Below are 19,194 nucleotides of genomic sequence, written 5' to 3' on the forward strand. Positions count from 1 at the left end.
GGCATGCAGACCGTTGGCCGGCTGCGGAGCCATGTCTTTTCCCGTCGCGCGAATTCCTCTTTTTTCGCCATCCGGGGTGACGCGGACTTCGGGTCGATCGACGACTATCTCGAGGGTTTGACGCTGTCAGGCGCGAAGAACCTGCATGGCCAGTTGATCGCCAATTGCGGTGAGTTTCTGCCTATCGAGGCGCCCGAGCCATTCGTGAAAGCGCCGACGGATTTTGCACCGAGCTAGATGAAGCAATCGGGCTTCACGCGATGATATATTAGCAAACAATGGAACTTAGGCTTTCCTTGAGTGTTGAGGTCGCAGTCGCCTTACTCCAGCGACGGGAAAGCCATCGCGTCGGCTTTTCGGACTATGCCCCACCGGCCCAGCGCCGGTGGGGCTTTTCGTAAGGGAACACAAGACCAGAATGACTTGGTGCTTTAGCGCGGTACGGTGCGAAGCGCCGACATGAAAAGCATCAGCAACGCCAAGGCATTGAGCCCGGCGGCGATTGCATGCGAATATTCCCACTGGCGCAGGAGCAGCTCCCAGTTTTCGGGCAAGATGGTCCAATTCCGCGTTGCCTGGTTGGCTGGATAGGTCAGCGTCCGATGAAACAGGCGTTAGCAACTGCCATCGGCGTCTGGTGGATCGGGCGCCTGGCGACCACCATCATTGACTGTGAACTGGCCATCGGATTCTTCACCTTGCTGACAGCTGGACTTCTGCTTCAAACAAACCTTCGGTTGGGATGTTCCCAGGAGCGGCTCGCGTTCAAGGAGTCGTGATGATCCGACCGCGTCGCAAGGCCCCGCGATTCTGAAAAGCCAGTGCGCGAGGCATCAGGGATTTCGAGGGCGCAATGTCCGCAAGGTGATTGAATAACGGTGCTCCGCAAGCGGTGGGATGCTGTGCTCCCATTCCGAGCGCGATGGACCGGTCATTAGATAGGCCGACCTTGGCTCGACGACGATGGTCCGTCGATCCCATCTGGTGCCATTCTTTCGCCGGAGGCGGAAACTGCACGGCGCCAGCAGCGAAACGCCGGCCACATCTTCGAAATGTGGCTTGTCGCGATGCCAACCGATGCCAGCGCCATGCTGGTACTCGTTGATCAACACCTGCTCGAAAGATTCGGCAGGTCGGCCTGCAAAGGCCGCGACCTTCTTGCGCAGAGGCAGTAGAAAATCAGGTATCGCGGGCGCCTCCAAGACTTCACGCCGGTCGTAATCGTAGCGCAAGCCGAAACCGATGACACGCCGGTTTGCCAGATGGCCATGAAAATCAAATGCCTGGAATGGCAGGATTTGCAGTTGCCGGGCGAGTTCGGTTTCTTCTTCCGGCGTGATCAAGTCGGGCTGATAGAAAAATCCCTGCGGCAGATCGTCGGCAGCACCGAAGAGATCGGTTTGGCGCGCGGAAGCGGCAGTCCTGGTTTTCAGCGACGACATGGTCCTTAGATGGTGAAACGAATCCATCCCGCAACCTCCAGGTTTCCAACACTGTTCATCCGAGTAGTCAGCGGTTTGGACTACGGGCCGATCCTCGCGGTTCCCGCGGCGTCGGCGCGCGCACTCCGAGCGCCGTCACCTGTGTTGTCCAATGGAACAGAGCGGCCGCAAGACGGTTGGGTTTCTACCAACCTGGAGTTGGCGTGCTTGGAACCACCTTCGGGTTCACCGGTTCGAAGACCGTCCATCGGAGTTTCCTTGACCATGCCCAATGCAACAGAACTCCCAATCGATGCGCTGAGCGCTGGCGCCCGAGGATTCGCAGTATCACCACCGCCCTCCCATCGGACTCCAGCAGCGACCAGGTCTCCCAATGCCGCGACTTGAGACCGGCGCCTGCTTCTGCGGAGGGGTTGTCGCCGTCATGCACGGTGAGCCTTTCTGGATATGCTACGATCATGATGACGATTGCCGGCGGGCCATTGGAAGTCCGCTTACGGTCTGGGTTGGCTATCGGCCCGAGCAATTCCGGCTGCTCAAGGGAACGCCGAAAACCTTTTCCAGGACTCGCGGCGTCGTAAGGACATTCTGCCCGGACTGCGGGACCTCGATAGGGTACAGCGATGATGGCCTGCCGAATGAGCTTTATCTGACAATCGGCTTCTTCGATAATCCCGAACGTTTCCGGCCCCAGGCACATGCCTATTGGGACCTGCGACTGCCTTGGGTCGATGTTGACGACGACCTGCCGCGCATCGATCAGTATTCGAGAAAGCGCAATGCGGAATTCGGCAATCCGCGTGACAGATAGCAGAGTATCATCTCCCGCCGTGGAACCGGACAATCCTGAGGGGGTTTGTCCGAGTGACAACGGGTGCCGACATGCCGTCGACTGTGATCCGCGACACGAACTACGACCCCGCGACCAGGATCCTTTCCGTCTGGTTTGTGCCGAGTGGTATTCGCTATGATTACGAGGACGTGCCCCCGGCAACCTACGCCGCTTTCAGAAAGGCGTCATCCAAAGGCCGCTTCTTCAATGAATTCATTCGCGACCGGCACAAACATCACCGGTTTGTGAAACGGGAGGCAGGCGGGAAATGAAGTGCTTTAAGGGGCTTTGCGGGGGTCACTGTCCGGACAGCTTTTGCTTGATCTTCTTTATCATGCCGTCGTGAGGTTGACCCATGAAACGGTTCTCGATGCCGGCCCATTCTGATATGCGAACGATGTCCTCAAAGCTGGCGAGGTCGACGCTTGCTTCCGGCGCCAGCGGCTTGCCTTGCCGCAAATCGTCGAGCGCCTGCTGCACGGCATGGACTGCGCGGAACAAAAGCGTGGTCGGATAAAGGATCATGTCGTAGCCCATTTCATGCAACTCGGTGGGCGATTGCCAAGGGGTCTGGCCGCCGCGCTCCAGGATGCTTGTGGCCAGTGGAACGTCCCTAAACGCCTCGCCCACCTGTGTCAGTTCCTCCACGCTGGTCGGCCCCTCGACGTAAACACCGTCGGCGCCGGCGTCGAGATAGCGCTTGCCGCGCTCTATCGCGTCGCCGGCCCGTGCGGTTGCCGCGCATCGGTACGGGCAAGCAGGAAGAAATCCGGGTCGTCGCGTGCCGCGACGGCGGCGCGAATCTTTTGCTCCATGAATTCCGACGCAACGACCTCCTTGCCTGGCATGTGGCCGCAGCGTTTTGGTGGCTTCTGGTCCTCGATGAACAGGGCCGAGGCACCGATCGCCTCGTAGCTCCTGACAGTGCGCGTCACATTCTTGACATCGCCATAGCCGTCGTCGCCGTCGATCAGCACCGGCAGGTCGGAAGCTTCGACGATTTCACGCGCCCTGGCGTGCTTTTCACCGAACTGTTCGAGATCGATGTCAGGCACCGCGTGCATGGCCGCGACCATAGCGAAGCCACCGATCTGATAGGCCGGGAACCCGGCGCGCTCGATCAACCGGGCCGTCAGCGCGTCACCGGCCGACGGCAACACCAGCGGCGCGTTATGATCAATCATCGATTTCCAGGACGGACGCCGGACCATTTTCGAACCTCCGGTCGGAAACGCGATCGATAGATCGAGGTTCCAGGAGCTTTGGCGAACAAAGGACTTCAGCCGGAGTTGGCAGTTCTCAAGGCCCGATTTCATTGGGCTCGTGCATGCGGTAGGCGGCAAAGGGCGGCGCTTCACGTCAGTGAACGACATTGCAGCCTTGCCGGATGCGCTTACCGGCGCCGTTGCGGTTGGCGGTTTGCGTCTGTTTGAGATCACCATCAACGCTAACGTAGAATTGGCGGTCTCCAGCGAAATCGCTGAGCACCTTCGCTGACGTTCGACTGACCTTCGAGACATTGCGAGCGCCGTTGGCGGCGTGAATGGTCGGTGGAAATCAAATCCGCAACCGACTTGTGAGAAGTCTCGGGGGAACCTCCCCGTCGTCCCGCCGTTGTGCCCGTATCGAGGCCAACGGAATGCTGGCAAAGCCGATTGGGCGGGAATCGCGAGTGCAGCCCTGGCATCTGACGCAGTCGCGATCAGCAATGGGAGTTCAAGAATCTATGCCTACCAAGAAACCGAAGACCGAAAGCAAGGACAAGAAGGCATTGCGCCTGGCGGAGACGACCGACGTTTCGCCGAAACAGGCCAAGGACCTCATGCAAAAGCATGGCAAGGACAGTTCGAAGGTTGAAAAGGAAGCCAAGAACTTCAAGGCGGAAGGATAGCCGCCTCAGAAGGAAGTAACGCACTCCCACCGTCCAGTCCTAACGCCTCCATCTGCCTGCGGACATTTCCCAACTGCGCCTTCGAGAGTTCGAACAGGCACTTGGCTACGCGCCGGTTCAGCGCAACTCGTTCGACCCGTCAGCGACGCCCACGCGATGCCGATAGACCATCTCCCATCCCTTCCAGCCTGTAAACAACAGGATGAGAACCACTATCAGCGAGAGGATCAGGCCGGTTGGCACCACAGCCGCCGCCCCATGCTCGTATCGTGAATACCAGTTGTAAAGTTCGATCAGGACGACAAGTACATTTCCGCCTGCATGAAGCCATGCCGTTGTAAGATTGCGAATTTGAACATCGCCCAAGACATCCGTGAGGCCGGCAAGGGCTGCCAGGGCGGCCATTATCAGGCCCGCTCCAAGGAGCCAAAGCGTACCGGTGACCCAGCCCGGGTTAGCGGTTCGCCAGAAGATCAGGTCGCAAACCAAGGTGGCAACAAAAAAAGCGATCGGGAAAGGAATCAACATGGGATGGATTGGATGGCCGGAGACACTGGCTGTGCTGTGCGGGTTGTGGGTCATTATGATGCCTCCAACAGACGTCGCGCCGACGCGTCCACGCCGGCGGCAGTGCATGTCCAAGATGGCGCGCATAGAGGACCAAGATGCCCGTCTATGCGGGCTAGGGGCCTAACCCGAAACCACAGGCAGAACGCTGGCTGCTACGGAATGTTCCATAACCCGGCTCGCTCAATGCCACGACCGCAAGCGAAGCGCCGCAGCGCGGATCATCCAAGACCGGGGATCGCCCTGGTCTTGCCGCTCATGTGGGCGCCCAGTGTAAGCGCTTGCGGGAAACTACGGACGGCCGCACCCATCAATGCTGCGCCGCCGGGACAGAGGGCCGTTCGGGCAATGGCTGCAGCTGCGTAGACCCGAGTCGAAAACAGTCTCTTCCAGGCCGCTTTGTAGCGTCTGCCGGCAGCTTCGCGGCCCGCCCGGCCGCTTGACGCGCCGGCGAGTTCGGCGGCCAGCAGCCAGCTGGACTGGAGTGCCATCGAGATGCCTTCGGCGATGATCGGATGAGACTCGCCTGCGGCATTGCCGACGCGAAAGATATCCTTTTCATAGCAGGCGCGGATGCCAGGCCGGATCGGGCCGGCTGCAAGCCACGGACCGTCGAGGCACGCCCGGTCAAGAGCATCGCTCACATCTCGGCAAGAAGCCATGAGATGGCGAAAGACCGCCTCAGCCGCCGACGGATGGCCGTCCTGCCGGGGCCTATCAGGTTCGGAGACATGGTTCATGCGCAGCCGCGCGAGCATGTCACGCCTTATGCAGCAAGAGATCGACATGCGGCCATGATCCGCCAGGACCATGCCGCCATAGCCGCCGGGAAATATCAGCAGAGGCATCAGATCAGACGCGAGCGATGCCCCGGCGAAGTGCGCCTTGAAGCCGAGCAGGTCCGACGGGTGGCTGGCCTTTTCGAGCTGGCTTGGCAGCGGTCCAGGTTCCCAGGAACCATGCGCGGCGACGACCACCGGAGCCCGCAAGATTGTCGTTCCGTCCCCGGAATTCTCGTCTTTTGCCTGAATTCGCACCGCTTGCATGTCGCCATCCTGATCAATGGCGACAGCGCGGCAAGGCTGGAAGATTTCCGCGCCTGCCGATCGCGCCGCCTGCAGCAGCAAATGGTCCAGCATGTCGCGGCCCAGCGCCCGGCCGAAGGTGCCTTCTACAGGAGGCCCATATTTTGCACCCGGCATCGGCGCCTCGATGCAAGTCGCGCCGGAAAAGAAGCCGACGCGTCGGATTTCGGGGCCGGCATTGGCGCGCCAGGCATCGCCGACCTCCAGTCGGTCGAGAAGCGCCAGATTGCTTGCGGAGATGTATTCGCCACACACCTTGCGGCGCGGGAACATTTTCTTTTCCACGATCGCCACGGACCACCCGCGCCGGGCCAGCAGCAAAGCCAGCGAAGTGCCTGCCGGGCCGGCCCCGATGACAATCGCATCGTGGGTGGATGGTCGTCTCATGATCATCTCGATCGCGCACTGGCGCCGACGAAGACGTGCGAGAACGGACCGGCACGCCGCTCCTCGAGTGGCCTGCCGCCGGCCGCAAGCCAGAGGTCGGAAAGCTCGTTAGCACGAAAGCCAGCGCGCACGCTCTGAGCCGCGTCATGTCGCGTGACGTCGTTGGCGCCGATCGCCGGGAGAAGACGGGTCGCGGCCAGAGGGAACCTTGCCCTCAGCGGTTCCGTCGCCAGGAGCAGCGGGGCTTTCCACGCCAGCAGTGAAAACAGACGCACGAGCTCGGCGTCATCGAAATGATGCAGGAAGAGATTGACGGTGATCGCGTCGAACCATTCGCCCCCGTTCCCTTCGGCCCAGTCGAAGACGTCGGCGGTGACGACTTCAGTGCTCCATCCCAGCCTGTTGAATTCGGTGAGGATTCCGGCACCGGCGAGACTGACGCGGTCGAGCAGCGTCAGCTCTACCTCGGGCCAGTGCCGTGCCATTCGCTGCGCGAGCTTGAGCATGAAGGTGCCGTCGCCGGCGCCGAGCTCCAATATGCGGCGCGGTGGTCGTGGCACGAATTTCCTTAGCAAAGACGCCATGATCGGGGCCTGAAACATCAGCGCATTGATCCACCGGAGGTCGCGGCGCGAGGCGAGCGCCCGCGGATCGCCGGCCGCAAGTCCGTCGAGGATTTCCGGGACGAGGCTGCGGTGACTGAGCGCGTTCATGACACGGTTCGAAAAAGCATGGTTTCGGCCGTCAGTCCGGGTCCGAACGACATACCGCAACCGAGCAGTCCGGATGGGGCCTTCAGCATTTCTTCCATCACGAACATGACCGTCGCCGACGACATGTTGCCATATCGGCGCAGCACCTCGCGCGATGGCGTCAGCGCGGCGGGCTCGAGTTTCAGCGCTCTCTCGACAGCATCGAGAACCGAACGTCCGCCCGGGTGCACGGCCCAGAGGTCGATCGCCTCCGGTGGCCGGTCGCCGAGAAAGGCATCATGGTTGCTCCGCAATACCTCTTGGATCGCCGTCGGCACCTGGCCGGAAAGAACCATGTCGAAGCCATGGTCGCGAATATCCCATCTCATCAGGTCGCGCCGCTCATCCGCTACCATGCAATGAAAGCTGTCGAGTGCAAGGCCGGGCGGTTCGGCGGTGACAAGAGTTGCCGCGCAGCCATCGCCCCAGAGGCAGAAGGACAGCAGCTTTTCCAGTTCGGGGCTTTCCCTGAGATGCAAAGTACAGAGCTCGATATTGACCAGCAGGATCCTGGCCCGCGGATCTGACCTGACGATGTGGCGGGCAAGCTTGAGGCCGTTGATCGCCGCGTAACAGCCCATGAACCCGATTATCGTGCGTTCGATGCCATCCGGGAGGCCGCAGCGTTTGACCAGATCCAAGTCGATGCCGGGCGCGGAGAATCCGGTGCAGGTGGTGACGATGAGATGGGTGATACGCGACGCGTCGTCGCCAAGGTGCAGCCCGTCGACGGCTTTTTGCGCCAGCACAGGAGCGGCTTCGCCAAACATCGCCATTCTCACAGCAGTTCCCGGGAACGCGCCGCGAATGAATGTTCCGCCAAGGTCGGCGGATGGCCCTTCCGGGTCGAGAGCAGGTGCAAAGCAGGAATAGCGGCTCTCTATGCCGGCAAGGCCGGCCATCCGTTCGAAAATTCTCCGGTGACGGACGGCGATCATGGAGGCCGCGAACCGGAGATAGAACCTATGAACCTCATATTCGGGAACCGCTGTCGCAATCCGGTTGATATAGGCGTTAGCGGGCATTTCCGTCTCCCAGGGCGCCGCACGCTGCATGGCGCGGATGCCCGAGTGATCTTTGCTGAATGGCGCTAGTATTAGGGCGCATGGTTTGAGCGTTGTTCCATGAACGCTTCATAGCGCCGATTTCATCCCGGGCGGCCGCACTGCCACGGGTGTCGCGGCTGTCGACCGCTACTGCGGCCGCGTATCGCCAGCGTCCGCCATCTCGTCCTTGAAGTTAACTTTCGTGCCCATCTGCACCATGGCGGCGAGGTCTTCGGCATCCCAGTTGGTCAGCCGGATACAGCCATGCGAGAAGGTTGTGCCGATCTTGCCGGGTTCGGGCGTGCCGTGAATGCCGTAGCTTTCGATTGAGAGGTCGATCCAGACCGATCCCACGGGATTGTTGGGCCCCGCAGCGATGGTAAAGGGCCGCTTGCTCCTCACTCCCTTGAAGGCGAAGTCCGGATCGTAGTGATAGGTGGGGTTGTGCACCACGCGTTTGACTTCCGCCGCGCCGCTCGGCGCCGGCTTTTCGTCGCTGCCGATCGACGCGGGATAGACTGCGAGCCATTTGCCGGACGGATCGAGCACACGCACCAAGCGAGCGCCCTTGTCGACCTCGATAGCGGCAACGGCGTCAGGACGATCGCCCCGGCCAACATCCGGTACCGCCAACGTCGCGCCTGCCCTCTTGAAGCCGACACCCGGATTGAGCTCTCTGAGCAATTGTTCGCTGATATGGAAGCGCTCCGCCAGCTTCTCCACCGCGTTGTGATAGCCGAGCCGCCGCAGGTGGGCCATCTTCTCCATGCGAGCCGGAATACGCTTGGTGAAGGGTCCGCGTATATCCTTGGGCGTTACCTCATAAGGTACCAGGACCGGGCCGGCGGAATTTGCCACGAGCTTGTCCCAGGTTTCCGGGGTGAGCTTGCCGTCGGCCCGGAATCCGTTCGCCGTCTGAAAGGCGCTAATGGCCTTGGCGAAATTCTCTGATAGCCGGCCGTCGATCAGGCCCGGCGAGAAACGGGCGCGATCCAGGAGAATCTGCGCCTTCAGAACTGTCGGATCGATGCCCGTCGGCTCGCCGGCGGCGAATTGGGCCTGATTGACAGCGGATGGGTCCAGCTTGGCCGCCTCCGTCCCGCCGCATGCGAGGACGAGCGCCGCCGCGGCGACAAGAAGGAGCCTGATCATCGATGTCACTCCCTGGACAGCAACAGAACTCTACTTCTATGACGCGGCACGCCCTATCTGGTTCCCTTTCTGACAGATGCATGACGGCGGGCTTGCTTGCCAAGGACCTCGTGCGAAGGACACGGCAAGGCTAGTGCCAAGTGAGTGGAAGCCAGCTTGCTCGCCCTAAGTTGCGGACCCAACCTCTACTACCGCGCGGCTGTGACGCGCGATGACGCTTTCCTCGTCAGTCGCAATCACACGCACGTCCACCTTGCTGTCCGGACGACTGATGAGCTCAGCGTGGGCGTCATTGGCCGGCTCGTCGAGCGCCACGCCGAGCCAGGTCAATCTTTCGGATATCGCCTTGCGGATGGACGATGACCGCTCGCCGATGCCGGCGGTGAACACGAGGCATTCGAGACCACCCATCGTGTTCGCGAGCGCTCCTGCTTCCCTCGCGGCGCGGAAGGCGAAGAGCTCGATCGCCTCGCGGGCACGAGGGTCGCTGCTTGCCTCCAACGTGCGCATGTCGCCCGAAACGCCGGACACGCCGAGCAGTCCGGATTTCTCATAAAGCATTGTCTGCAGCTCGTCCGCTGCCATGCCCCTCTCCAGCAGGAAGTACAACAGCACGCCGGGATCGATGGCGCCGCAACGCGTACCCATGACAAGACCATCCAGTGCCGAAAAGCCCATCGTCGTATCGACGCTCTTGCCGTCGTGCAGAGCGCAAAGGCTTGCCCCATTGCCGAGATGAGCAACGATTGTCCGTTTTGCCGCGAGCGCGGGCGATATCTCGCTCAGCCGCCTAGCAATATATTCGTAGGAGAGGCCATGAAATCCGTAGCGTCGCAGTCCCTCCCCTTCATATTTTTGCGGCAGGGCAAAGCGCCGCACGAGCGGATCGATCGTCTGGTGGAACGCGGTATCGAAACATCCGATCTGTGGCAGATCCGGTTGCAATGCAGCTATCGCGCGAACTGGCGCGAGACTGCGAGGCTGATGCAAAGGCGCGAGTGCGGTCAGCCTGTCCAGGGCCTCAATGGTAGCGGGCGTCAGGCGGACTGGTTTGCTGAACTCGTTACCGCCATGCACGATGCGATGGCCGGTGCAGATCAGTTTTCTTCCACCAAGTTCGCGCTGCACCAGGTTCAGTAGTTCGCCAATCCCCGCGCCATGAGGATCGTCCGCGTTAAACTGCCTATCACACTGCACTGTCCCATCGGCCGCCTTTGCAGTGAGCCTGGGCGTGTCGCCCAGATCCAGAGTGCCGCGCGAAACCAGCTGCTGGCCATCCGATGAGCCAAGATCGTATAGCGCGAACTTGACGCTGGACGAGCCGGCATTCAGCGCCAGGATCGACTGACTCATCGACCAGCCTTTGCCCCGTTGGCAGCCGGCCAACTCCATTTCCGGATCTCGGGCATGTCTTCGCCGTGCTCGCGGACATAGGCCTTGTGCTTGACCAGTCGATCGTGAAGTTCGCTAGCGAGGCTTTCGGCTCTTTCGGCCAGGCCCGGCACGCGTGCGATCGCGGCAAGTGCGAGATGGTAGCGATCGAGTTCGTTGAGCACCACCATGTCGAACGGCGTCGTCGTGGTGCCCTCCTCACGAAAGCCGTGCACATGCATGTTGTCATGATTGGCACGACGGTAGGTCAAGCGATGGATGAGATAGGGATAGCCGTGATAGGCGAAGATGACCGGCCTTGTCTTGGTGAACAGCGCATCGAAAGCCTGGTCGGTGAGCCCATGCGGGTGTTCGGTGTTCGACTGCAATGTCATCAGGTCGACGACGTTGACGACGCGGATTTTCAGATCGGGGATTGCAGAGCGAAGAATGTCCGTCGCAGCCAGCGTTTCCAGCGTCGGAACGTCGCCGGCACAGGCCAGCACCACATCTGGCTCCTCGCCTTTTGAAACCGTGCCGGCCCATTCCCAGATGCCCGCGCCGGCCTTGCAGTGCGCTTCAGCATCTTCGATAGACAGCCATTGCGGCGTCGGCTGCTTGCCAGCGGTGATGACGTTGATGCGGTTGTAGGTTCTCAGGCAATGGTCGGTGATCCACAGCAGCGTGTTGGCATCCGGCGGGAAATAGAGCCTGACCGTGTCGGCCTTCTTGTTGGCGACAAGGTCGGCAAAGCCCGGGTCCTGATGACTGAAGCCATTGTGATCCTGGCGCCAGACATGAGAGGTCAGCAGGTAATTGAGCGAGGCGATCGGCTTGCGCCAGGCAAGCTCGCCAGAGGTCTTCAACCATTTTGCATGTTGGTTGACCATGGAGTCGACGATGTGAATGAACGCCTCGTAGCACGAGAATAAGCCGTGGCGGCCTGTAAGCAGATAACCTTCCAGCCAGCCCTGGCAGAGATGCTCGCTCAGCACTTCCATCACCCGGCCGTCGCGGGAAAGATGGACGTCGTAGGGTTCGATGCGCTCCATCCAGATCCGATCCGTGACCTCGAATACATCGTCAAGGCGATTGGAAGACGTCTCGTCCGGTCCCATAAGCCGGAAATTTCGCGCTTTGGCGTTAAGGCGAAAGACTTCGCGAAGATAGCCACCACAAATCCGTGTCGCCTCGGCAATGACGCCTCCGGGCCGAGGTACTTCGAGCGCCAGGCTCTTCCAGTCCGGCAGCGCCAGGTCGCGCTTCAACAACCCGCCATTCGCATACGGAGTTGCGCCCATGCGCTTTGTTCCTGTCGGGGCAAGGGCCGCGAGTTCCGGCAGCAGATGTCCGTCCTTATCGAACAGTTTTTCCGGTTCGTAGCTTCGCATCCAGGTTTCGAGGATCTTGCGGTGCTCGTCATTGCCGCGGGCGTTCGATACCGGCACTTGATGCGAACGCCAGAAGCCCTCGACTTTTTCGCCATCGACCTCTTTCGGTCCAGTCCAGCCCTTGGGGCTGCGCAGGACGATCATCGGCCACTGCGGACGTTCGCCAGGCCGTCCCGGACCTCGTGCCTGTTCCTGAATGGAATGGATCCGATCGAGCACACTGTCGAGCGTCCTGGCCATCGCTTGGTGCATGGCGACCGGCTCATGGCCTTCGACAAAGAACGGTTCGTAGCCGTAGCCGGTGAACAGGTTGCGCAACTCCTGGTCATCCATGCGGCCGAGGATCGTCGGGTTGGCGATCTTGTAGCCATTGAGATGAAGGATTGGCAGCACTGCACCGTCCGAGGCCGGGTTCAGGAATTTGTTGGAATGCCACGCTGCCGCGAGCGGACCGGTTTCGGCCTCGCCGTCGCCAATGACGCAGGCAACCACCAGATCCGGATTGTCGAAGGCCGCGCCGAAAGCATGGACCAGGGCATATCCGAGTTCGCCGCCCTCATGAATGGAGCCGGGCGTTTCGGGCGCCACGTGACTTGGCACCCCGCCTGGAAAGGAAAATTGCCGGAACAGTTTTCTCAGGCCGTCTTCGCCTTGGCCGATATCGGGGTAGATCTCGCTATACGTGCCCTCGAGCCAGGTGTTGGCGACCATTGCCGGACCGCCATGTCCTGGACCGCAGATAAACAGCACATCAAGATCACGCTCACGGATAATTCGGTTGAGATGCAAGTAGAGGAAATTGAGGCCCGGCGTTGTACCCCAATGGCCGAGCAGCCGCGGCTTGACATGCTCGGCTTTCAAGGGTTGGCGCAGCAGCGGATTGTCGAGCAGATAAATCTGGCCAACCGAGATGTAATTCGCGGCGCTCCAGTAGCGGTTCATGAGATCGATCCGTTCGAGGCTGATCGCCTGCGTCGTCGCGGCAGCCTTGTCGTTCATCGCCCAGTCTCCAGCATCGGTTTTCCAGCATCGTTTCGCTGGAGATAACTGGAGCGACTTCGCGCCTGAGCAAGCCCAAATTGGCGATGGCGTTCGAAGGAATGTCCAGGCGACGTTGGGGCAAGCAAGAAACCGTCGGCGTCTCCAGCCGGGTCAGTGGACTTGTCCTGCAACACACCTGCAACAAAGAAGGAACTTTGGGGCCCTTCAACGGTTAGAGGCATGAGCCGGGAGAGCCACCGAAGGCAGAAGAAGTGGCCCACCCGCCAATGTCGAAGGATATCCTTGAACAATTGCGGACAAGCGGCCGCCAAGGGAGCTGAAAATGCTCGATCTTCCCAGTGCTCGCGACCGGATGGTCAATGTGCATATCGCCCGGCGTGGCATCCGCAATCGCGAGATCCTGCAGGCCATGCGGGAAGTTCCGCGCGAGGCTTTCGTCGATCCCGGCTTCGAAGAATTCGCTTATGAAGACGGACCACTGCCCATCGCTGACGGGCAGACGATTTCGCAACCCTACATCGTCGCGCTCATGACTGAACTGGCGGACGTCAAGGCTGGCGACCACGTACTGGAGATTGGCACCGGCTCGGGCTATGCGGCGGCCGTGATGAGCCGGATCGTCGAACAGGTCTACACGATCGAGCGCCATCCCGGATTGGCTGAAACCGCGAGGCGTCGGTTTGAGAGGCTTGGCTACGAGAACATCGAGGTCAGGACCGGCGACGGCACCAAGGGCTGGCCGGAAGCAGCGCCCTACGACGCCATCGTGGTGACGGCCAGCGGACCAGGCGCGCCGCTCGCCCTGCAGGAACAACTCGATGTCGGCGGCAGGCTTGTCATTCCGGTCGGTGACGATCTGGATTCGCAACGCCTGCTCAAGGTCACCCGAACGGGCGCTGCAAGCTACAGCGAGGAGGATTTTGGCGGCGTGCGGTTCGTCCCTCTCATCGGCGAGCAAGGCTGGCCCGAAGGTGGCGAGATCGCCGAGATCCGTCGTCCGCTCCGACATCCGCATCCCGCCAGTCTGCCCGATATGATCGCAATGGCCGCCGAACCGCTTCCGGATTTCGACGATCCCACCTTTGGCGAGGTGTTCGATCGGTTCGCCGACCGGCGCGTCGTTCTGCTTGGCGAAGCAAGCCATGGCACGTCGGAGTTTTACAAGGCGCGCGCGGCGATCACACGCCGGCTCGTCGACAAGCACGGTTTCACGATCGTTGCGGTTGAAGCTGATTGGCCCGATGCCGCGGCCATCGACCGCTATGTTCGTCATCGCGAGCCACGAGCCGGTGTCAGCGCGCCATTCCAGCGGTTCCCGACCTGGATGTGGCGCAACACCGACGTCGCGGCCTTCACCGGCTGGATGCGCGACCACAACGAGAAGCTCGAGCCATCCAGGCAAGCGGGATTCTACGGTCTCGACATCTACAATATGAGCGGGTCCATTGCTGCGGTTCTCGAATATCTTGATCGGGTTGATCCGCAGGCAGCAAAGATCGCGCGCGAGCGCTATGGATGCCTGACCCCATGGCAAAATGAACCGTCCACCTACGGCCGTGCGGCGCTGACCTCGGGCTACCGGGCATGCGAGCAGGCGGTTCTTGAGCAATGTCGAGACCTGCTCGCCAGGCAACTGGACTATGCCCGACGGGACGGCAGCGACTTTCTCGATGCCGCTCAGAACGCCCGGTTGATTGCCTCCGCCGAACGCTATTACCGGATCATGTACTATGGCGGCGCGGAATCCTGGAACCTCCGCGACACGCATATGTTCGAAACGCTGGAACATCTGCTGGACGCCAACGGACCGAATTCCAAGGCGGTTGTCTGGGCGCACAATTCGCATATCGGCGATGCCCGTTATACCGAAATGGGGGTTGTCCGGGACGAACTGAATATCGGCCAGCTTTGCCGGCAACGGTTCGGCGACAGGGCAGCCCTGATCGGCCTGGGCACGCATTCCGGCACCGTGGCCGCCGCCTCCGACTGGGACGGCGAAATGAAGGTGAAGCAGGTGCGGCCCTCACACGCAGACAGCTACGAGCGGCTTTGCCATGACTGCCGCATTCCGCGTTTTCTGCTCGACCTGAAGCGCGACGAGGCGCTGCGCGAGCGGCTCCTGGAGCGCAGGCTGGAGCGCTTCATCGGGGTGATCTATCGGCCGGAAACCGAACTGCGAAGCCACTATGCGGATGTTTCGCTGCCTCAGCAATTCGACGCCTTCTTGTGGTTCGACAAAACCACCGCGGTAACTCCACTTGGCCCGGAGCATGCAAGAGCTGGTGTTCCCGACACCTATCCGTTCGGACTTTAGCCGCCGGCGAAAGGCGAATGGCCCGGAACATTTCGGCTGGCCTCGGGTTTTGAAACCGAATCCCTCGAAGGAGTTGTCTCATGAGCACGAGCAGACATCCAAAGTGGAAAAAGCCGAGCGATGCCGACCTGGTGAACAATCCGGGCATCGGAACCTCCAAGGGCACGATCAAGGAAGGCGATGACCTCGACCTTGAAGGCGAAAACACGATCGAAGGCGACGTCGAGAATGACACGACGGCCGCCGGCGGGATCAATCCAAGGCAGAAAATGCGGACGAACAAGTAGCGTGCCGAATTGCACGAGAAGGGAGGCTATCGATGGCCGGAAACAAAACCCACGAGCAAAGCCTTCGCGTAATCGAAAAGCGCGAGAATACGAAGAATGCCGGCAAGGACTTCGACGCGAAGACGGATCTGAGAAAGTCCGACGCTGAGCGCGCAGCCTCGCGGCAGGACAACCTCAGGCCCAAGCTGAGGGATATTGCCGACCCCGATGATCGGAACATCATCCGCGGAGAGAACCAGGAAAGCTCTCACAACAAGCATCGGGGAGGTCGTTGAGGTCGGCCCCATACACCGATATCCGCGCAGCAATTGTCTTCCGCAGGAGCAAGTCATGCCACTCACGCTCAGCAGTTCCGCCTTTGCCGAAGGCGCAAAAATCCCTGAAAGATACACGCGGGACGGCAAGAACGTGTCTCCGCCGCTGAAGTGGTCGGGGGTACCTGATGATACGAGGAGCCTTGTCCTCGTCGTCCAGGATCCGGATGCACCAAGCGGAACGTTCGGCCATTGGGCGGTGTTCAACATATCCCCCGACACCCGGGAACTTCCCGAGGCGGCAAGCGGCAAGCCGGGTCCGCAGGCCCTCAGGCAGGCGACGAACGATTTCGGCAACGCCTATTATGACGGCCCTGAACCGCCGGTCGGACACGGCGTCCATCATTATCATTTCCGGCTGGCCGCACTCGACACGCCAAACCTTGCTATTCCGGCAAGCGCCGGCGTCCAGCGTATCTGGCAGGAAGCACAAAAACATCTGATCGAGCAGGCAGAACTCGTCGGAACATACGAACGGATTTGATGGGTTGCTTGCAGCCGGCGGAAGGAACCCGGATCGCGTGGCCGATGTCGGCGTGAACGGAACAGTTCTTCTCCTTAACGGTCGTTCGGGAAAGGAGACGCGTCATGTTTGAAAGCGTCATGTGGTTGATTGTCGTGGCCGGCGGGCCACTGTTGCTGATCATACTGATGGCCTATGTCTTGCTGACACGCCGCCGCCTTGGCCCCGCCGAAAGCAAAGAGCGTGACCGCGCAACCGACCGGCTGTATCGCCAGGACAGGCGATGATTGGGAAGGTGGGCGGGCGGGAATCGCACGGCTACGGGCACGCGACGATTCCCAACCCTGATCAGTGCATGATCCTTTGCCTCAACCAAGCGAGAAACCTGTTGCCGCCGATCGTTGCGCGGACCCGGGCTGCCGCCCACCGCGCCTTCATGGAAGCGCCTACGTGACAGTCGCAGACGATGTCATGCAGTTGCCAGTCATTCAGCTCGAAGAAGCGCTTGGCTTCGCCATAGGTGTCATTCCTTAGGCCCGACGCGCGCAGCACCGAGTCTTCGAACGCGACGGCAATTGCCGAACCCTCGCCACGCACCGTGGCACGAGCTTCCGGGTGCAGATGCTCGGTGCCGGAAAACGCTGCGAGGAGCCGCTCGGGATTCTGCTCGAGAAGTTCAGCCCAGCGCTCGATGCGCTGGTTTCGTGTCATTGCCGAATATGCAGCCGAGGACTCGATGGCGGCGACGGCATGCAGTTGGTCGAGTGTCTGATGTTTCATGGTCGGCTCCTGTTTCAAAGGGAGATGCACCCACGCCTTCAGAGGAATTATCGCGCAGCGATGCTGCGACAAGAGCAAAAGCCTGACAGAATTCGTCACCGCCAAGTTCAACCGGCTGGATCGTAAACGCGCCGGACGCGTTCATCGAAGAGATGGGGTCATCACTGCCCGCGGTTTGCCCATGCTCGTCCAGCCGATCGACTATTTTCTTGTTGCCTGGTTCATTCTTGCTGCTGCCTCGACGGTCTATGTCGGGATAGATCAGCACCGCAACAATCCCGAACCGGCGGTGATGAAATGGGGGTTCATCCTGGTCACCCTCTATATGGGCCCCGTCGGCCTGCTGCTCTATGTGTTGGCCGACAAGGAGCCGCGACCGGGCGAGCACGAGGACTTCACGAGGCCGCTGTGGAAGCAGGGCGTCGGCTCGACCATTCACTGCGTTGCCGGAGATGCTACAGGCATCATCCTCGCCGCCGTCGTCACGGCGACGCTCGGCCTTCCTATGTGGCTCGACCTCATTGTCGAATATGTTTCCGGCTTCGCCTTCGGTCTGTTCATCTTTCAGTCGCTGTTCATGAAGTCGATGATGGGCGGCAGCTATTGGGAAAACGTGCGCAAAAGCTTCCTGCCCGAATTCATTTCGATGAACTTCATGATGGCGGGTATGGCGCCTGTCATGAGCTTCCTGATGATGGGGCGCGACATGCGCGCGATGGAGCCGACGGAACTGCTGTTCTGGGGCGTGATGTCGATCGGCGTCATCGCCGGCTTCACACTCGCCTACCCTGCCAATGTCTGGCTGGTGGCGCGCGGACTGAAGCATGGATTGATGACGCAGCGCCGGCAGACCACCGGAACGAGCAGTCGAGAGAAATCTGCTCACCAACCGCACGGAACAGGCCACAACGAGACCTCCCACAGCGGCAAAAGCAGTGGCCACCAGATGAAGACGGACGCCACGACGCCGCAGGTTTCGGCACTCGGCATTGTATCCGTAATTGCGCTGGCGATCGGCATGGCCGCACCGGCTAACTGGCTGAACCTGACGCTGTCGGCCCGTGATGTCGGCGGGGTAATCATGCCGCGAGGCATGATCATGGGCCGCGATACCCCGGCCGAGGCGATGCGTGACATGGCGGCAGCCGATCCGCGTCGGGTGACGGCATCCTACGATCTGTCCGCCAAGGGCGGCCAGGAATTGCCGTTCCGCCTGGAGAACGGCGTCAAGGTGTTCGAACTCAGGCCGTCAGTGATCCGTTGGCAGATACTGCCCAACGTCGCGGTCGATGCCTACGCCTATAACGGACAGATTCCCGGGCCGCGCATCCACATTCGCCAAGGTGACAGGGTCCGCATCAATGTCACCAACGACCTGCCGGAGGAAACGACGGTGCATTGGCACGGCATGATCCTGCCGAACCAGATGGACGGACCCGCCGAGATTACCCAAGCGCCGATCGAGCCCGGGCAAACCTACTCCTATGAATTCACCGCCACACAGCACGGGACCTATTTCTATCATCCGCACGCCAAGCCCGACCGCACCCAGGCACTCGGGCTCTACGGAGCGCTGATCATCGACCCCGCCAATCCCGCCGACGAGATCCAGGCCGACCACGATTACGTTATCGAGCTCCAGGAATGGCTGGTGCGCGACGGCCTGACCTACCCGGCGATGCCGATGGAAGGCGGCATGCCGAACTTCTTCACCATCAACGGCAAAGCGTATCCTTCAACCGATACGATCCATATGAAGGTCGGCGAAACGCTGAAGGTGCGTTTCATCGGCACCAACAATGGCTTTGTCCATCCGATGCATATCCATGGCGGACCGTTCGAGGTCGCCGCCCGTGACGGCGAGACTCTTGCCCCTTCGGCTCGCTTCCTGGCCGACACGATCAATGTTGGGCCGGGGCAGCGCTATGACGTCGTCTGGAAGGCACAGCGGCCCGGCAAATGGCTGATCCACTGCCACATTCCGCATCACACGACAAACAACAATGTCGAGGAAAAGGGCGGCGGCGGACTGATGGTCATCATCGATGTCAGCTAACCGGCACCGAGGCCACGGCCGAACCGGTGCGCTCGGCCGACAGAGGAGCGATCCCATACCGA

At 60.8% G+C, this 19,194-nt stretch carries 23 protein-coding genes; 12 read left to right on the plus strand and 11 right to left on the minus strand.

What is annotated here, in order from left to right:
- Nucleotides 1-3 precede the first annotated feature (3 nt).
- Nucleotides 4-237 carry a hypothetical protein gene (locus X744_RS163285; protein WP_023757860.1) on the plus strand — a complete coding sequence of 78 codons (234 nt, stop codon included), beginning with the start codon at nt 4-6 and terminating at the stop codon, nt 235-237.
- Nucleotides 238-602: 365 nt separating this feature from the next.
- Nucleotides 603-779, plus strand: coding sequence for a hypothetical protein (locus X744_RS1000000173450; protein ID WP_023757862.1), 177 nt, complete (start codon nt 603-605; stop codon nt 777-779).
- A gap of 54 nt (nt 780-833) precedes the next feature.
- On the opposite strand, the gene X744_RS163280 is transcribed toward X744_RS1000000173450, so the two are convergent.
- Nucleotides 834-1,442, minus strand: a complete 609-nt coding sequence (locus X744_RS163280; RefSeq protein WP_023757863.1) for an alpha-ketoglutarate-dependent dioxygenase AlkB — start codon at nt 1,440-1,442, stop codon at nt 834-836.
- A 424-nt stretch (nt 1,443-1,866) separates the two neighbouring features.
- Between X744_RS163280 and X744_RS163275 the strand changes: the two genes are divergently transcribed.
- Nucleotides 1,867-2,253: a GFA family protein gene (locus tag X744_RS163275; protein ID WP_245266463.1), complete on the plus strand. Its 387-nt coding sequence runs from the start codon at nt 1,867-1,869 to the stop codon at nt 2,251-2,253.
- A gap of 71 nt (nt 2,254-2,324) precedes the next feature.
- Nucleotides 2,325-2,546: a KTSC domain-containing protein gene (locus X744_RS163270; protein ID WP_023757865.1), complete on the plus strand. Its 222-nt coding sequence runs from the start codon at nt 2,325-2,327 to the stop codon at nt 2,544-2,546.
- A 25-nt stretch (nt 2,547-2,571) separates the two neighbouring features.
- Here X744_RS163270 and X744_RS1000000175920 read toward each other — a convergent pair whose 3' ends face one another.
- Entirely contained in the window at nt 2,572-3,093 is a 522-nt protein-coding gene (locus tag X744_RS1000000175920) for an isocitrate lyase/phosphoenolpyruvate mutase family protein (protein ID WP_084025183.1), read from the minus strand.
- Nucleotides 2,985-3,458, minus strand: coding sequence for an isocitrate lyase/PEP mutase family protein (locus X744_RS1000000175925; protein ID WP_198032180.1), 474 nt, complete (start codon nt 3,456-3,458; stop codon nt 2,985-2,987). The genes X744_RS1000000175920 and X744_RS1000000175925 overlap by 109 nt, the downstream gene beginning before the upstream one ends.
- 178 nt (nt 3,459-3,636) lie before the next feature.
- Between X744_RS1000000175925 and X744_RS1000000175930 the strand changes: the two genes are divergently transcribed.
- Together X744_RS1000000175930 and X744_RS1000000171600 are read left to right on the plus strand one after the other, a co-directional pair.
- Entirely contained in the window at nt 3,637-3,771 is a 135-nt protein-coding gene (locus X744_RS1000000175930; protein ID WP_280948937.1) for a hypothetical protein, read from the plus strand.
- A 229-nt stretch (nt 3,772-4,000) separates the two neighbouring features.
- Nucleotides 4,001-4,165 (plus strand): hypothetical protein, encoded by a 165-nt coding sequence (locus tag X744_RS1000000171600; RefSeq protein ID WP_023757867.1) that lies wholly within the window; start codon nt 4,001-4,003, stop codon nt 4,163-4,165.
- 117 nt (nt 4,166-4,282) lie between these two features.
- On the opposite strand, the gene X744_RS163265 is transcribed toward X744_RS1000000171600, so the two are convergent.
- The 7 genes from X744_RS163265 to X744_RS163235 all read right to left on the minus strand — a co-directional run bounded on the left by X744_RS163265 (nt 4,283) and on the right by X744_RS163235 (nt 12,915).
- On the minus strand, nt 4,283-4,747 hold the full coding sequence (locus X744_RS163265) for a DUF2231 domain-containing protein (protein ID WP_023757868.1): 465 nt from the start codon (nt 4,745-4,747) through the stop codon (nt 4,283-4,285).
- Nucleotides 4,748-4,953: 206 nt separating this feature from the next.
- Complete coding sequence (locus X744_RS163260) at nt 4,954-6,204, minus strand: NAD(P)/FAD-dependent oxidoreductase (protein ID WP_031259700.1); 1,251 nt, start codon at nt 6,202-6,204, stop codon at nt 4,954-4,956.
- Between the two features lie 2 nt (nt 6,205-6,206).
- The gene (locus X744_RS163255) at nt 6,207-6,917 is read right to left on the minus strand and encodes a methyltransferase domain-containing protein (RefSeq protein ID WP_023757870.1); all 711 of its coding nucleotides are present in this window, start codon (nt 6,915-6,917) and stop codon (nt 6,207-6,209) included.
- Nucleotides 6,914-7,981 (minus strand): type III polyketide synthase, encoded by a 1,068-nt coding sequence (locus X744_RS163250; RefSeq protein ID WP_023757871.1) that lies wholly within the window; start codon nt 7,979-7,981, stop codon nt 6,914-6,916. The genes X744_RS163255 and X744_RS163250 overlap by 4 nt, the downstream gene beginning before the upstream one ends.
- A 168-nt stretch (nt 7,982-8,149) precedes the next feature.
- Nucleotides 8,150-9,154: a L,D-transpeptidase gene (locus X744_RS163245; protein WP_023757872.1), complete on the minus strand. Its 1,005-nt coding sequence runs from the start codon at nt 9,152-9,154 to the stop codon at nt 8,150-8,152.
- Between the two features lie 165 nt (nt 9,155-9,319).
- A complete protein-coding gene (locus X744_RS163240; RefSeq protein ID WP_023757873.1) occupies nt 9,320-10,507 on the minus strand; it encodes an acetate/propionate family kinase in 1,188 nt (395 codons plus the stop codon).
- Nucleotides 10,504-12,915: a phosphoketolase family protein gene (locus X744_RS163235; RefSeq protein ID WP_023757874.1), complete on the minus strand. Its 2,412-nt coding sequence runs from the start codon at nt 12,913-12,915 to the stop codon at nt 10,504-10,506. The genes X744_RS163240 and X744_RS163235 overlap by 4 nt, the downstream gene beginning before the upstream one ends.
- Nucleotides 12,916-13,240: 325 nt before the next feature.
- Between X744_RS163235 and X744_RS163230 the strand changes: the two genes are divergently transcribed.
- The 5 genes from X744_RS163230 to X744_RS1000000174365 all read left to right on the plus strand — a co-directional run bounded on the left by X744_RS163230 (nt 13,241) and on the right by X744_RS1000000174365 (nt 16,583).
- Nucleotides 13,241-15,232, plus strand: coding sequence for a protein-L-isoaspartate(D-aspartate) O-methyltransferase (locus tag X744_RS163230; protein WP_023757875.1), 1,992 nt, complete (start codon nt 13,241-13,243; stop codon nt 15,230-15,232).
- Nucleotides 15,233-15,312: 80 nt separating this feature from the next.
- Nucleotides 15,313-15,519 carry a hypothetical protein gene (locus X744_RS163225; protein ID WP_023757876.1) on the plus strand — a complete coding sequence of 69 codons (207 nt, stop codon included), beginning with the start codon at nt 15,313-15,315 and terminating at the stop codon, nt 15,517-15,519.
- Nucleotides 15,520-15,551: 32 nt separating this feature from the next.
- A complete protein-coding gene (locus tag X744_RS163220; RefSeq protein ID WP_023757877.1) occupies nt 15,552-15,794 on the plus strand; it encodes a hypothetical protein in 243 nt (80 codons plus the stop codon).
- A 55-nt stretch (nt 15,795-15,849) separates the two neighbouring features.
- Nucleotides 15,850-16,317 carry a YbhB/YbcL family Raf kinase inhibitor-like protein gene (locus X744_RS163215; protein ID WP_023757878.1) on the plus strand — a complete coding sequence of 156 codons (468 nt, stop codon included), beginning with the start codon at nt 15,850-15,852 and terminating at the stop codon, nt 16,315-16,317.
- A gap of 104 nt (nt 16,318-16,421) precedes the next feature.
- The gene (locus X744_RS1000000174365) at nt 16,422-16,583 is read left to right on the plus strand and encodes a hypothetical protein (RefSeq protein ID WP_023757879.1); all 162 of its coding nucleotides are present in this window, start codon (nt 16,422-16,424) and stop codon (nt 16,581-16,583) included.
- Between the two features lie 61 nt (nt 16,584-16,644).
- On the opposite strand, the gene X744_RS163210 is transcribed toward X744_RS1000000174365, so the two are convergent.
- Nucleotides 16,645-17,076: a hypothetical protein gene (locus tag X744_RS163210; RefSeq protein ID WP_023757880.1), complete on the minus strand. Its 432-nt coding sequence runs from the start codon at nt 17,074-17,076 to the stop codon at nt 16,645-16,647.
- A gap of 181 nt (nt 17,077-17,257) precedes the next feature.
- Here X744_RS163210 and X744_RS163205 point away from each other — a divergent pair, with 181 nt between their 5' ends.
- Nucleotides 17,258-19,132 (plus strand): DUF4396 domain-containing protein, encoded by a 1,875-nt coding sequence (locus tag X744_RS163205; protein WP_023757881.1) that lies wholly within the window; start codon nt 17,258-17,260, stop codon nt 19,130-19,132.
- Nucleotides 19,133-19,194: the final 62 nt, after the last annotated feature.

The organism is Mesorhizobium sp. LNHC252B00, assembly GCF_000502955.1.
Taxonomy (GTDB): domain Bacteria; phylum Pseudomonadota; class Alphaproteobacteria; order Rhizobiales; family Rhizobiaceae; genus Mesorhizobium.

Bases quoted from the DNA above. Each gene is read 5' to 3' on its own strand.
- X744_RS163270 (WP_023757865.1), top strand. From the start codon at position 2,325: ATGCCGTCGACTGTGATCCGCGACACGAACTACGACCCCGCGACCAGG.
- X744_RS1000000173450 (WP_023757862.1), top strand. From the start codon at position 603: ATGAAACAGGCGTTAGCAACTGCCATCGGCGTCTGGTGGATCGGGCGC.
- X744_RS163230 (WP_023757875.1), top strand. From the start codon at position 13,241: ATGCTCGATCTTCCCAGTGCTCGCGACCGGATGGTCAATGTGCATATC.
- X744_RS163285 (WP_023757860.1), top strand. From the start codon at position 4: ATGCAGACCGTTGGCCGGCTGCGGAGCCATGTCTTTTCCCGTCGCGCG.
- X744_RS163240 (WP_023757873.1), bottom strand. From the start codon at position 10,507: ATGAGTCAGTCGATCCTGGCGCTGAATGCCGGCTCGTCCAGCGTCAAG.
- X744_RS163255 (WP_023757870.1), bottom strand. From the start codon at position 6,917: ATGAACGCGCTCAGTCACCGCAGCCTCGTCCCGGAAATCCTCGACGGA.
- X744_RS163280 (WP_023757863.1), bottom strand. From the start codon at position 1,442: ATGTCGTCGCTGAAAACCAGGACTGCCGCTTCCGCGCGCCAAACCGAT.
- X744_RS163210 (WP_023757880.1), bottom strand. From the start codon at position 17,076: ATGAAACATCAGACACTCGACCAACTGCATGCCGTCGCCGCCATCGAG.
- X744_RS163220 (WP_023757877.1), top strand. From the start codon at position 15,552: ATGGCCGGAAACAAAACCCACGAGCAAAGCCTTCGCGTAATCGAAAAG.
- X744_RS163215 (WP_023757878.1), top strand. From the start codon at position 15,850: ATGCCACTCACGCTCAGCAGTTCCGCCTTTGCCGAAGGCGCAAAAATC.
- X744_RS1000000171600 (WP_023757867.1), top strand. From the start codon at position 4,001: ATGCCTACCAAGAAACCGAAGACCGAAAGCAAGGACAAGAAGGCATTG.
- X744_RS163275 (WP_245266463.1), top strand. From the start codon at position 1,867: ATGCACGGTGAGCCTTTCTGGATATGCTACGATCATGATGACGATTGC.
- X744_RS1000000175925 (WP_198032180.1), bottom strand. From the start codon at position 3,458: ATGATTGATCATAACGCGCCGCTGGTGTTGCCGTCGGCCGGTGACGCG.
- X744_RS163265 (WP_023757868.1), bottom strand. From the start codon at position 4,747: ATGACCCACAACCCGCACAGCACAGCCAGTGTCTCCGGCCATCCAATC.
- X744_RS163250 (WP_023757871.1), bottom strand. From the start codon at position 7,981: ATGCCCGCTAACGCCTATATCAACCGGATTGCGACAGCGGTTCCCGAA.
- X744_RS163260 (WP_031259700.1), bottom strand. From the start codon at position 6,204: ATGAGACGACCATCCACCCACGATGCGATTGTCATCGGGGCCGGCCCG.
- X744_RS163245 (WP_023757872.1), bottom strand. From the start codon at position 9,154: ATGATCAGGCTCCTTCTTGTCGCCGCGGCGGCGCTCGTCCTCGCATGC.
- X744_RS163205 (WP_023757881.1), top strand. From the start codon at position 17,258: ATGCTCGTCCAGCCGATCGACTATTTTCTTGTTGCCTGGTTCATTCTT.
- X744_RS163225 (WP_023757876.1), top strand. From the start codon at position 15,313: ATGAGCACGAGCAGACATCCAAAGTGGAAAAAGCCGAGCGATGCCGAC.
- X744_RS1000000174365 (WP_023757879.1), top strand. From the start codon at position 16,422: ATGTTTGAAAGCGTCATGTGGTTGATTGTCGTGGCCGGCGGGCCACTG.
- X744_RS163235 (WP_023757874.1), bottom strand. From the start codon at position 12,915: ATGAACGACAAGGCTGCCGCGACGACGCAGGCGATCAGCCTCGAACGG.